Annotated in this window: 10 protein-coding genes and 1 pseudogene; 7 read left to right on the top strand and 4 right to left on the bottom strand. The window is 40.6% G+C overall.

The window, feature by feature from the left end; all coding sequences use genetic code 11:
• The first annotated feature begins 127 nt into the window (after nucleotides 1-127).
• Nucleotides 128-1321: a transposase gene (locus MHI27_RS03735; RefSeq protein ID WP_405175624.1), complete on the top strand. Its 1194-nt coding sequence runs from the start codon at nucleotides 128-130 to the stop codon at nucleotides 1319-1321.
• 550 nt (nucleotides 1322-1871) lie between these two features.
• On the opposite strand, the gene MHI27_RS03740 is transcribed toward MHI27_RS03735, so the two are convergent.
• From MHI27_RS03740 to MHI27_RS03755, 4 genes are all read right to left on the bottom strand, one after another.
• The gene (locus tag MHI27_RS03740) at nucleotides 1872-2216 is read right to left on the bottom strand and encodes a hypothetical protein (protein WP_405175625.1); all 345 of its coding nucleotides are present in this window, start codon (nucleotides 2214-2216) and stop codon (nucleotides 1872-1874) included.
• Between the two features lie 46 nt (nucleotides 2217-2262).
• A complete protein-coding gene (locus MHI27_RS03745; RefSeq protein ID WP_405175626.1) occupies nucleotides 2263-3348 on the bottom strand; it encodes a C39 family peptidase in 1086 nt (361 codons plus the stop codon).
• Nucleotides 3349-3653: 305 nt separating this feature from the next.
• Nucleotides 3654-4121, bottom strand: a complete 468-nt coding sequence (locus MHI27_RS03750) for a hypothetical protein (protein WP_405175627.1) — start codon at nucleotides 4119-4121, stop codon at nucleotides 3654-3656.
• A gap of 825 nt (nucleotides 4122-4946) precedes the next feature.
• Complete coding sequence (locus tag MHI27_RS03755; RefSeq protein ID WP_405175628.1) at nucleotides 4947-7157, bottom strand: stalk domain-containing protein; 2211 nt, start codon at nucleotides 7155-7157, stop codon at nucleotides 4947-4949.
• 419 nt (nucleotides 7158-7576) lie between these two features.
• Here MHI27_RS03755 and MHI27_RS03760 point away from each other — a divergent pair.
• The 6 genes and pseudogenes from MHI27_RS03760 (at nucleotide 7577) to yaaA (ending at nucleotide 13511) form a co-directional block, all read left to right on the top strand.
• Nucleotides 7577-8770, top strand: a pseudogene (locus MHI27_RS03760) (transposase).
• 459 nt (nucleotides 8771-9229) lie between these two features.
• Nucleotides 9230-9523, top strand: coding sequence for a hypothetical protein (locus tag MHI27_RS03765; RefSeq protein WP_042184881.1), 294 nt, complete (start codon nucleotides 9230-9232; stop codon nucleotides 9521-9523).
• Nucleotides 9524-9772: 249 nt separating this feature from the next.
• Nucleotides 9773-10645: an aminoglycoside phosphotransferase family protein gene (locus MHI27_RS03770; RefSeq protein ID WP_405175629.1), complete on the top strand. Its 873-nt coding sequence runs from the start codon at nucleotides 9773-9775 to the stop codon at nucleotides 10643-10645.
• Nucleotides 10646-10815: 170 nt separating this feature from the next.
• Nucleotides 10816-12372 (top strand): glycosyltransferase family 39 protein, encoded by a 1557-nt coding sequence (locus MHI27_RS03775; protein WP_405175630.1) that lies wholly within the window; start codon nucleotides 10816-10818, stop codon nucleotides 12370-12372.
• Nucleotides 12373-12403: 31 nt separating this feature from the next.
• Nucleotides 12404-12655, top strand: coding sequence for a hypothetical protein (locus tag MHI27_RS03780; protein WP_341127175.1), 252 nt, complete (start codon nucleotides 12404-12406; stop codon nucleotides 12653-12655).
• Nucleotides 12656-12758: 103 nt separating this feature from the next.
• Nucleotides 12759-13511, top strand: a complete 753-nt coding sequence (yaaA, locus tag MHI27_RS03785) for a peroxide stress protein YaaA (RefSeq protein ID WP_341147066.1) — start codon at nucleotides 12759-12761, stop codon at nucleotides 13509-13511.
• Nucleotides 13512-13565 lie beyond the last annotated feature (54 nt).

Genomic DNA, 13565 nt, shown 5'->3' on the forward strand with positions numbered 1-13565 from the left:
TGAGCATTTTGCATTAATCAAAGTCCTTGTTACACAAAGGAATTTTGGGTATAAAAAAGGACTTCACCCCAACTTGGAGAAGTTTTTTGGTAACGACACCAAAACACTCAAGAGGAGGAAGCCCCCTTTGTATATTCTCCGAGAAAGTCTATTTTCCTTTGAAGAGCTTCAAAAAATCGAATCTAAAGAACGACTACCTATCTTTTTCAGCACACTGGACCTGCGACCTTACGCGATAGAATTGAGAAACCCCTCACCCCGCGGAGCGGATGGGCACTGTCGTCAAGGCATTCTTCGTGCGTTACTCGCGGCTCCCTTGGAGAATATCGATACGTTTACTGGCTTACAACGCAGGCTGGAATTTGACCTCCGTTTCCGTTACCAGTGTGGACTTCGGATGGATCGATCGGCGCCCTCGATTGCTACCTTAAGCCGTGTGTTTACCGATTTGACTCATAAAGGCATTGCGCAGCGGTTGTTTGAGGATCTCGTGGCTCAGTGCCAAGAAGCTGGAATCATCGACGGATCTCATGACGCCATCGACAGCGCAGCCATTCACGCCTACGAGAAAAAAGAACCTAAGCGAAAAAGCGAACTCACCGGCAATGCCAACTGGGGAGTCAAACTCGATACGTTTGGCAACAAAGTCAAGTGGTTTGGCTATAAGCTGCATCTGGCCGTCGATGCGAAGAGTGAACTTCCGATGGCGCTCAAGGTAACGCCTGCCCATGTGAACGACGGAGACGAAGGACCTGCGCTCATGACGCTTACCGCTGCGAAATTCAAAGCAAAATTCTTCATGCTGGATGCGGGCTATGACCAAATGAAAAACTACGAGGCGGCCCGGAACGTCAAGGCACAAGCCATTATTCCGCTGAATCCCAGAAATGAAAAGGAACCGCCAGCGGGGATCACCCGCAAAGGCACGCCCTGTGGTTCGATGGGCTTTCCGATGACGTATTGGGGACAGGAGAAGGCACACTTGAAATTCCGTTGTCCACATGCGACAGGTCAAGTGAATTGTCCTTTAGGCATGGCCGCTTGTTCGTCCTCCAATTATGGAATGGTGGTCAAAATCAACAGTCAAACGGATCTCAGGCGCTATGCGCTACCACATCGAGAAAGCCGCGGTTGGAAGGAACTTTACAATAAACTAACGAGTGTGGAACGCTGCAATTCTCGAATGAAGACCTATTTAACCGCAGACCAGCCACATGTTTGGGGTATTAAAAAAGTGACGACCCACCAATATCTGAATGCGATTGTGTTACTTGCTTCTGCACTTGCCATAGCGAAGCAACGAGTCCAAAACGCCGCTTAAAAATTTCAGGTTCACCGAAATTCTTCCCGTCTGCCCAGTTATATCTCAGCTTTCACAATACTGAGATTTTGCTGTGGCCTGACCATGACTCTGATTCGAAATATGAATTATGCAAAATGCTCAAACAAAAAAATAGAGGAGATTCGCTCATATATTGAACTAACCATTCTCTATTTACGTTACTACAATTTTCTTTTGACACCCATCCGGACTAATGATTGAATAACATATCCGAAACAAATAAAACAGAGATTTTTAAAACTGCTCCAATAATGATTGTCTTACATTCCTGCTTACTTTTTACGGCTTAAAAGTATAAGGATTTTAGTGCTTTTTTCTTTTAATAAATGTCTCAACTTTCTTAATTAGTGAGAAACACAAATGAGATAGGAAAAGTGAAGTGGTCCAAAAAAAGCGAAATCTCATTCATAGTTGAATGGAATTTCGCTCATATACAATGTACGTTATTGATTAAGTCAATTTCTGCACTTTACTGATCTACAGGAGTGTGCTGTTATGACTGAATTAAATAATTGTGATGAAGGATATATCAATATTCGCAAGGAAACTCGGATTCTCCTCGCCAAACACTTTGAGTAAGATCATCAACGGAAATTAAATTGTTCTCTGAACCAAGAATTACAATAATATAATAGCGATTTGCTTGTGTATCTTGGAGAACTAGGTGATACCCCCCGTTTCCAAAGAAAGGATTGCAAGTACTCAATACCTTCAAATTCTCCTTAACAGAATATTCTTCATGTATATATTGAATACCATATTCTTTTGCTCTACTTTCACTAGCCTGTTCAGTAAAACTGAAATAGACCACTACAATAGAAATGATTAGGAGTAACATGACCAAAATTAATATAATTATTTTTCTCTTAGTCATTTGATCCCCCTATATATGCGTGTATAAGTATTTTCCTAGAAAATTGTTACATAGAAAACGCTACTAATGAAAGAATAGGTTGATTAGTAGGGAAGTCAATGAAATGTTCTTGGTGATCAGAATCGCCTGTATTATCATTTACGATGACCATGCTATCAAAACTATTATAGGCATAGCCCTTTCCTACGGTCCAATGATAAGGATACGCATAGTCTTGGTCTGGTTCAAAGAAAGTAAACTTTTTATCAAATTTCATGGCCACCGGACGGTTATTATTAATTTCGGTTCGGTAACTGGCGTAGCTTGTTATCGTTGAGGCAGATGCTGAACCGTAAAAATCTCCATTGTGTAAAACTAAACCTGCTTTCATTTGATCGACCCACATACCAATAACAGTACCGCCGTGTTCATTATAGAAATGGTTTATTGTATTTGCTGCAGAGCCGTAAACATACGTCGAAGGAATTAAACTGAACCCTCTATAAGCCCTCCAATACTCAGAGATAGCTGCCATGGTGGTTGGGCCACACGCAGAGGGTTGGTTGGTAACTCCAGCGCCATATTGATTAAAAGTGGTCATAGTCAATTTCTTTTGAGTCAATGATACTTCTAATTTAGCAGCTGAATTATTTAGATAATGATTCCACGATGCATCTGCATTAGGATTTTTAGCGAGACCCTCATCGCGAATAGAAGAAGCTTTTAATTTCGCATCTTCATCACTATTAATAATTTCTTCAGAGTCTAACGCTTGAGCTGCTGATAAGCCGCCTAAATAATATAGTTTACCGCTTGAATTCAGTTCTGCAATTTCCAAACTACCTCCTTTACTTGCCGCTAAGACCGGAGAGTACTCCTTATTCGCTGATACCAAAACATATTGCTCATTAAACTTATAATAATAAGCAATTAGCACATCGTTGATATCATACATTGGAGTTATTGAAGTTATTTGTGCTATTGATTCTGGAAAACTGTAAGTTTGAATAAATGTTTCTACAACTTTCTCGGCATCTTCTAATGAAACAGCAACTTCCTTTGAAGCGTCATAATTATTTGCTGTGGCAACTCCTTGAAATGTCATTAATAGAATAGTTGCAATAGTAAATGACTTAATAGTAAACGCTCTCATATGTAATCTCCTTAATATCAATTTTATTGGACGAGGCTGGGAAGGCATATCACCTCAAAAATATTTAACTTACTTATGAATGTTATGAGATCATTTAAGGTAAATAGATTCCTATACTAAATTAGCAACTAAAATCAGATTTGATCTTAAAAATAGAAATGCTCATATATGCTTATGAATAAACATAAATGAGCATTCGTCTATCGCGACAACAATAAACAATTATTCTGTAAGAATAAAGGCGTTATGCGAATATCTATAAAAATGGCTTGAAAGTATTAAAACATTAGTTCAGCAATTTTCTATTATGGCCATGTTACCGTAAATGATCCAGAGGCTCCGTTTACTTGAAATGTATGATATCCATATAATCCGTAAAAATATGCGCCCGTTTGGTTATTTGATGTTAACCAACCGTGATCACGGAAATCTACAAGACTTCCGCTCGAGTTAAAAACAGAAACAGAATAATTGCCAGGAGATGTCGGATAAATATCGACCTTAGCTGTCCCATTTAAATATATATCTGTCGAGTAACCAGAAATGTAGTAACTGACTGACCCACGTTGAACTGCAGAATCATAGAGTAATAGCTGGGATTCCAATGAAGGAGAACTGCTGCTAACAGCTTCTTCAGTTGGAACAATGGTACTAATAACTTCTTCTGGCGAGGTAGGACTAACAGCTTGATCTGCAAAAATTGATTGGACTGGAGCTAAAAGCAAAGTCATCATCGAAAACGAAGAAATAAGCAACTTCTTAGCTTTAATCATTTGGATTACCTCCCTATATTTGGTATATACGAGTAAATAATACTATATTTTGATGAATGTGTAAATATATTTATATCATAATATTGGAAAAAAGGATTATTTTGATATTTTGAATAGGGTTGAGAGTTTAATTTAAATGAGTGTCTACACGGGGAAGCTTGTATTTAATCGATTTGTCATTGTGTCATAAGAAAATAAAGTACTGAGAAAGTAAGTTGTAGTCTGACAGACTAGTATGGAACTGGACGAAAAGAATCAGCGTTTGTTGTGTTCCGTAATTATAGTTCTTCACAAGTAATCTCAAACTTTTCTGATTTCTTCATTAAGTACATCTTATTCAGGAAACTAATTTAACCACTTATTTTTCAAAACTTGATGATTTATAAACTCATAGACCGCATTAAACTCTAAACACCGATTCCAATGTTCAATTTTTGAGGTTTACGGGGAATTGGTAGAGTATTGTTGTATATTAATGGGCCTGGAGATGGGCTGAAACATAGATCTTTCTAAAAAATAGCAAAAAAACCAACCCTTAATGGATTGGTTCTTGTTAAATAATATGCTTCTAATTTCAATCAACTATTTTATTTCTTCTATTTTTTACAGATGATAAACCGTAGCAAACATCACACAAGGTCTTCTTCTAACGAATCCATTCTAAAGGCACCTTTGTCTCCACATATCTCGCATCATTGCGTCTGATTTCATTAAAGAAATGTATAAGCATAAAAAACCGTATTTTCATATGAAAATACGGCCTGAGAATTAATGCTATGAATAAAGTGTCAGCTAATGATTCTTGGGTTTGGTTTTTTTGTAACACTATTTCTTAGGTGGTTGCGGTGTGATCAGGAAATTAACTGGCAAGTTACTACCTGAGGCTGCAGTAAAGTAAATCTCAACGGAACCACCAAACTCACCACTACGATAAACTACACTATTCAGGTTTGAATTGGTAAGACTTCCGTTACTTGGCATTTGGATGATTTCCCCATTGACCATTACAGGTCCCATATAATTACCGCCACGCGGGTTGAATGTAATTAGTGAATTTGGTGCAACATGTTCAAATTTGATTTTGTAAAGTACGCCGAAATTGCCTGCATTGGATGCATCAGTTCCTGACATAGGGTCCGTACCAATTAAATTTAAATCACTTGAATTATCACCTATAACAAGTCTTGCAGGTGTTCTTCCTACTTCATCCGTGACGGTCATGATACGTGTAGAATCAGCATAAGTTCCTCGGTTATGCACTCCATCACGATCTAATATAGGTAGTGTAGGAAGTGTAGTTAGCGGGTCTTTGGTCGCGTCAATCATTATTACGTTATATTCAATAGGATAATCACTAAATACATCTGCTTGTAGTGACATGATTTCTCCTGGTTTCATAGCTTGTTTGTTCAGTTCTGTGAGAATCGCTACACTTTGCCCAGCTTGCAGAACAGTTGTCGTATAGTTTAGTCTGGTTTGCATGGAAGCCCAGTATCGCTGAACTGATAATTTCCCTGTAGCTTCTGGAAAGGTATGTGGGCCTCCAACTCCTAAATACTCAGTTGTGATCGTCGTGGGGTATAGATTGTTGTTCTTAGCTATCACGTACGCCATCATTTTAAAATTCGTATTATTCTTATGGTGAACTAAGAAACGAGTTCCACCAAACGATGTTTCCTTGTAAGTGATTCCTTCAGTATTTACGGTTTCTGGACTGTTGGCGCGAATTAGGGTATATGGCTCGGAAGATAGAGTGTAAGCTACCTTCTGCCAGTTTGGAACATTGGTTCCGTCAATATCAAATGCACTGCCTGGAGAAGCTAACAATCTATAGAAATCTTCCTTACTGTACAAAGTTTCATCCGTAATATTAATGATTTTCTCATAATTGCTGATTGCACCGTGTGAGTCTTTTACTGAAATAGATACTATCGCTAGACCAGGTGTGAAAAAAGCTTCTGCTTTATTCGACCAATTTGTTTCAACAATTGCATCTCCATCTGGGTCACTACTCTGATCTATATAAGTGATCAGTTCACCCATTTTGTAAGAATCCTTGTCAGTAGTGAAACTAGCAATTGGTGGTGTGTTTGGTTTAAGAACCATAATTGTTTTAGAGTAAGGATCACTCCACTGTCCATTCGCATCCAGAACGTAGTAAGATACTACGTATTGTCCTGGTGTATCATAAGTGTCCTGCTTACCTATCCACCTATCTTTCACAATGGCTGTACCATTCGGTGAAGCGCTAGACGTCACAAAATTAACCTTATCACCTGCATACACACTATCAGGTACAGAAAATGAAGCTATAGGTTTCATATTCAGCGAAAGAATTACTCGTTTTTGCAAATTATCAACGCTATAAGGAATTCCAAGCGCCCCTGTGATTGACGTAAGTGGAATCATGAAGGTACCTTTGAATTGATAAGCGGGGCCTTTCATCGTCACATTTTTCCCGTTTACTGAATATATCTTGCTATCCGTCTTAAAGCGCATAACATCGGTGCCTTTGGTAACAATGGTCTCTTTCGTTTTATAATCGTAATAGAAATTTACGCCTACACGTTCAACCATAGCTCTGATCGAAACGTAGGAAACGCCGTTCTTCACGGCCATTGGTTGATTAGCCAAATATTGAACGCCATTCTGGTACATTTTGTTACTGTTCATCATAAGTACAAGTTGATTGCTAGCTCCCGCACTAATTACATCTGTTGTAGTCGGCAGTGTAGTCGCTATAGGCGTAGCACTAGGCAGTGGTGTAGCTGATGGCAATGCAATAGGGTTTGTACTCTCACCAGGAGTTGGTGTAGGTGTGGGTGTGGGTGATGTTACTCCCCCTGAAACCGAACTTTGCAATGGTGGCAGTGGATCCGTCGCCTCGGGATTTATATCCAAAACAGTAGTGCTTGCTGTTATTACAGCTTCCGCATTACTATTGGGGACATTAACTGATTCAGCAAAAGCCGGTATTGCTGCGGCAGACTGTGATACAGCCAATACAGCGACTAACGTTAGTTTTTTGATATTCATGATTTTACACCTCAACTCTTCTCTCTATTTATGTATATTAGAGGTTTTTACTATATTTTTATTCCTCCAATACCCCTTGCAAATGTAACCATCCTCAATGCAACGAATCCCATCTTGGAATACTTTGTAAATTAAAAATCATAAATTAGACGCATCTTGATCTAAAAAGTCTCATTATTAGTAAATAAAAATTATTAATGTATATAAATTACAATTCACCTATCGTCTTTAGTTAATAATTTTTTTAATGAACTAACAACGGCTTTGTTTGCATTATGTTCTCTTACTTAACTGAGCATTTTGCATTAATCTAAGTCCTTGTTACACAAAGGAATTTTGGGTATAAAAAAGGACTTCACCCCAACTTGGAGAAGTTTTTTGGTAACGACACCAAAACACTCAAGAGGAGGAAGCCCCCTTTGTATATTCTCCAAGAAAGTCTATTTTCCTTTGAAGAGCTCCAAAAAATCGAATCCAAAGAACGACTACCTATCTTTTTCAGCACACTGGACCTGCGACCTTACGCGATAGAATTGAGAAACCCCTCACCCCGAGGAGCGGATGGGCACTGTCGTCAAGGCATTCTTCGTGCGTTACTCGCGGCTCCCTTGGAGAATATCGATACGTTTACAGGCTTACAACGCAGGCTGGAATTTGACCTCCGTTTCCGTTACCAGTGTGGACTTCGGCTGGATCGATCGGCGCCCTCGATTGCTACCTAAAGCCGTGTGTTTGCCGATTTGACTCATAAAGGCATTGCGCAGCGGTTGTTTGAGGATCTCGTGGCTCAGTGCCAAGAAGCTGGAATCATCGACGGATCTCATGTCGCCATCGACAGCGCAGCCATTCACGCCTACGAGAAAAAAGAACCTAAGCGAAAAAGCGAACTCACCGGCAATGCCAACTGGGGAGTCAAACTCGATACGTTTGGCAACAAAGTCAAGTGGTTTGGCTATAAGCTGCATCTGGCCGTCGATGCGAAGAGTGAACTTCCGATGGCGCTCAAGGTAACGCCTGCCCATGTGAACGACGGAGACGAAGGGCCTGCGCTCATGACGCTTACCGCTGCGAAATTCAAAGCAAAATTCTTCATGCTGGATGCGGGCTATGACCAAATGAAAAACTACGAGGCGGCCCGGAACGTCAAGGCACAAGCCATTATTCCGCTGAATCCCAGAAATGAAAAGGAACCGCCAGCGGGGATCACCCGCAAAGGCACGCCCTGTGGTTCGATGGGCTTTCCGATGACGTATTGGGGACAGGAGAAGGCACACTTGAAATTCCGTTGTCCACATGCGACAGGTCAAGTGAATTGTCCTTTAGGCATGGCCGCTTGTTCGTCCTCCAATTATGGAATGGTGGTCAAAATCAACAGTCAAATGGATCTCAGGCGCTATGCGCTACCACATCGAGAAAGCCGCGGTTGGAAGGAACTTTACAATAAACGAACGAGTGTGGAACGCTACAATTCTCGAATGAAGACCTATTTAACCGCAGACCAGCTACATGTTTGGGGTATTGAAAAAGTGACGGCCCACCAATATCTGAATGCGATTGTGTTACTTGCTTCTGCACTTGCCATAGCGAAGCAAAGAGTCCAAAACGCCGCTTAAAAATTTCAGGTTCACCGAAATTCTGCCCGTCTGCCCAGTTATATCTCAGCTTTCACAATACTGAGATTTTGCTGTGGCCTGACCATGACTCTGAATCAAAATATGAATTATGCAAAATGCTCAACTATAAGAAAGTATAAGTTTCGCACCATACTTTATGTCTTATATTTCTCGCTTAAACGCTTATCGTCCTTACAAGGACGCCGAAGGCATTTATGCTTGTTTGCAGATTACAACGAGTATTGTGCGGATTACAACGAGCACCAAAAAACAAAAAAATATTGGTTTATGATTTCAATGTAGGTTATCAAGGGCATGAATATTCCAAAGTACAAAAGAAAAGTGAAATAGGGGGGAGCAAAGAGTCGCCATTGCGCGGGCTTTCGTTATGCAAACTGTATCCATTTCTTTTTTGGGACATGTGAATTCTAAATCAAATAGGAAAGGAGGGAGAACGTTATGATTCCATTAGTTGTATTAGTAGTTGTATTTGCTTTATTGACTATAACGTTATCATGTCTATGGCTCTACAATGATTGTTTGTATCGAGGAATAAATCCTTGGATTTGGGTATTCTTAATGATTGCGACCACTCCCATATTGGGATTCATTTTATATTCTCTTATTGGAAAAAGAGGAATATCAATTACGGGTAAGTCTAGAAAGAATAAGTATATAGGATCTGCGGTTTTTATTACCATACTGTTGCTTATCTTTTCAAGTATCGGATTAGCATTTTATTCAGTGACATAGGTAGAAAAGTTAGATTCAAGCTGACAGTGCTCTGTAGAGTTTCTACAGAGCTTTTTGTTATTGTATACTTCATTTCAATATTTTACCTTCTATGTTACTATGTCTACGATCAGAAAAGGAATAATTTAGAATAGTAGGAGGGTTTTATGGAAATCGGTGTTATAGAATGGGATGGTGGCATTGAGATCGTAGCTGGCATTCCACAAGAATAATTGGATATATACAATCACCCGAAAGGAAGAATTGCTCTTGAGAACCCCTATAACTAATGTAAACTGGCTTGAACACCATGAAATCATGGATGAGCTACTCTATCATGAAGCCAGCTTAACCACGCATCCGATGGATGATGGCTTTGAAGCTGAGGTTCTAAAGATCAATCTAGATCAGGAAAGCTATGTCTTGAAAACATGGAGTAAGAGCTCCAAACCAGATGTTCAGTTTCAATACCGTTTATTGGAAGTCCTGTCCGAACGAGGGGTAGCCGTCTCTAAACCAGTGGGTTGGGGAATCAATCCGGATGGGAATAAGGTGTTGTTAACAAGCTTTGACGGAACGCCAATTCATAAAGTGAATAATAAGACAATGAAGGAGCTCGCGAGCATTTTAGCCAGAATTCATCAAATAGATATCGCTGAGCTGGAACATATACAACTACCTAAGTACGATTTCATCGACTACTTTTTTCCTGAAGTGAGAGAGCATACAGACCTTAATCAAGCTGTGATTTCTCTAGTGGAGCAAACTCCAATGAGACAAGATCGTATCATTCATGGAGATTTTCATTTAGGAAATATAGTAGAGGAACAACAGCGATTTACCGTCATCGATTGGACGAACGGCCAGTTGGGAGACCCTAGATATGATTTTGCATGGTCACTTATTCTGCTGAAAGTCCACATCTCCGAGCGTTACGCTGATATGTTCCGTTCTGCTTATCTATTGGAGAATTTTATGGAGCAGGAAGAGCTTGAGGTGTTGGAAGCATGGGCTTGTCTAAGATGGATCTTACTGAATAGACGAGGTAGTACACCTAAAGGACCTAATGTATCGAAGAGGGTAAAGAGCATACTAGGAAGTAATCGCTTCCTGAAAGATTTGGATTTCCAAGGGTTTAAATGAACTTCATCTTAAAAAGAATTACAATACAGACCGCAACCCTTTGCGAGGGAGGCGGTCTATTTACGTTTGTTCGCTGCTTTCATTCAATATTCAGTTTGGGTGTTTATAATGCTTTTTATGAATCGGGGGATGTGCTTGTATAGACTTCTACTGTGAAAAGGAGGGTTTCCATGGTAAGGGCAATTCAAAAAACATTGTATCTCATACTTGCATGCTTCATAGGACTGTTTATCGCTTCCTCCTTTTTTATCCGAGCGAAATATAATTATTTCGTATATGGGGACACGCCAGTTTTGGAGAAGCAACAGCTCGGCTTTTTCATTCTAGGGATTGTGGTGGTGCTGGCGTTAAGCGTTATTTTGTATAAAATATGCCTGAAGCTTAATCAGTACAGTTGGAAAATCGTCATTCCAGCCATATTGCTATGTTCTTTTGCCATTCAGATCGTGATCATTTTTCTATTTCCTCGCTTGCCGACGGATGATTCGCAGACGGTGCTTTCACTGGCACTCGATATGCTGTACAGGAATGATTATTCATCTTTTGACACGACGGGTTATCTGCATATGTTCCCGTTTAATTTCTCGATTGTTGTGTACTTAAAGACGTTGCTACAGTTATTTCCGGATAATTATCTGGTAATCAAAATATTCAATATTCTATTCACACTCTTAACCTCGTTAATGATTTACCTGCTGTATAAAGAGCTCAAGGGTAAGTCTGAGGATCATGATTATGGCATTCTCGTGTTTGCCGCTACCTATATTCCTTCTTTGTTTATGAGTAATTTAATTTATAACGATGTGATCGCGACTGCCTTTCTGACAAGTGCTTTATATTTTGCCGTGAAATTTATCAAAAGAAAGTCCTTAAAGGATATTGTCTTCGCAGCCATCTTCCTGGCAGTCGGCAACTATTTCCGAAGTATCGGTGTTATTTTTCTGATTGCTGTGGTAGTCAGTCTTTTGTTCAACATGCGTGCGATCGAGGTGAAAAAGGCTCTAAGCGCCTTGTTTATTACGGCTTTATTGTTTAATGTTCCAGGTTGGGCGCAAAATGCTGTGCTGCAGGCGACGAATGTCGTAGATGAACCGATTAACGAAAATTCCGCACCGGTCTATATGTGGCTGAATATGGGGATCAATCTGGAGACGTTTGGATTCTGGGATAACTGGCAGAGCTATACGATCTATCAGCAGGATGCTAATTATAATAAGGCAGAAAGTACGCAGCTATTTAAAGAGGAAATCAGCCATAAACTCTCCGAGGCGAGCCTAAGCGACGTAGTGAAAATGTATTATAAAAAAATCGTTTGGACCTGGACAGAAGGAACATACCAGATGGAACGATATGGACTTGGGAATGATGGATCATCCAGTAACGGTGGAAGAATGGGCTTTGTCATGGACCGTTATAGCTACACTAATGCTGCTACGGAGCTATTTAAGGGGGATTCGAGCTACCGAAGCGGGCTGCTGTGGTTGCTGTATGTTCTGAATTTCCTGATGTATGTTTTTATACTCGTTCGCTTAATCGGTGGAATAAGAGCCAAAAGGTATGAGGAAACCTCTGTGATTCTTGTGGTGCTGGGCTTTATCGGTTTCTATCTACTATGGGAGATTAAGTCCCGGTATATTTATCCGGTATATCCGCTGCTGATCGTGTTATCCTACATGGGTTTTAAAGATATATATGAGTATATGTTAAAAAGATATTTTCCACGTTGACCATTTTTGCTCGGAAAGAGGGGGTTCAAAGATGCGGATCAAGCGATATCTCGCTTTGCTCATAGTAGTGCTTAGTTGTTCCATGGTGCTCGTCTCCTGTGACGCCATCACCGCTCAGAAGATATCAAGTACAGATTCTGGTTCAAGGGTGAACGGGGGACAGGGCTTTAACGGTGGCCGGGGTAAAGATGGAGGGAGCTCTCCCGGCATGAATGGTGGGACAAGAAGAAACGGCAACCAAGGTACAGATGGAGGAGTTAGCGGGCAAAGTGGGCGACAGTGAACAAATTTCATGAACTTGCCCCAAGCCTACGAAGATTAAGTGTGATAGGATAAGATTACATTTAAATTCCCCGCGGGGGTAAGAAAAGAGAAAAGGGAGCAACATGAGAATCATTATATCGCCTGCCAAGAAGATGAAGATGGATACGGATTTTATGGATTGCCGCCAGATGCCGCAATTCATAAGCGAGTCGCAGACTCTTCTGGCCTTATTACAAAAGTTGAATTATGAAGAAGCCAAATCGCTATGGAAATGCAATGATGCCATCGCCACGCTGAATGTGGAGCGAATTCGGGATATGGATGTAACCCGGAATCTTACACCCGCTATCTTTTCCTATGAGGGTATCCAGTACCAGTACATGGCACCAGGGGTACTTCAAATGGAGGAGCTGGAATATCTTCAGCAGCATTTACGGATATTGTCCGGGTTCTATGGAATCGTCCGGCCATTTGACGGCGTTGTTCCGTACAGGCTGGAGATGCAGGCTAAGCTTAGCGGACCAGGTTTCAAGTCTATCTATGAGTTCTGGAACAGGAAGCTTGCAGATCAGCTATTTTCGGAGAGTGACATCATTCTGAATCTGGCCTCTAAGGAATACAGCAAGTGCATCTCCCCGTATGTTGGCGGAAACGTTCGAATGATTAGCTGTGTATTCGGGCAGGAAATCGGCGGTAAGATCGTTGAGAGAGCGACCCTGGTCAAGATGGCCAGAGGTGAAATGGTACGCTTCATGGCTGAGCGGCAAATCACCTGTGTGGAGGATATCAAAGGCTTCGACGGGTTTGATTTCAGCTTTGCTGATGAGCTGTCGGATGAGAGTACGTATGTGTTTATACAAAAAAAGAATGAATAGAGTTAGTAGTACTACGGGTAATCTTGGAGATGGTTGAACAACCAGCTTCAGGGT

Origin of the sequence: Paenibacillus sp. FSL H8-0261 (genome assembly GCF_045040645.1) — a bacterium.
GTDB lineage: Bacteria > Bacillota > Bacilli > Paenibacillales > Paenibacillaceae > Paenibacillus_AQ.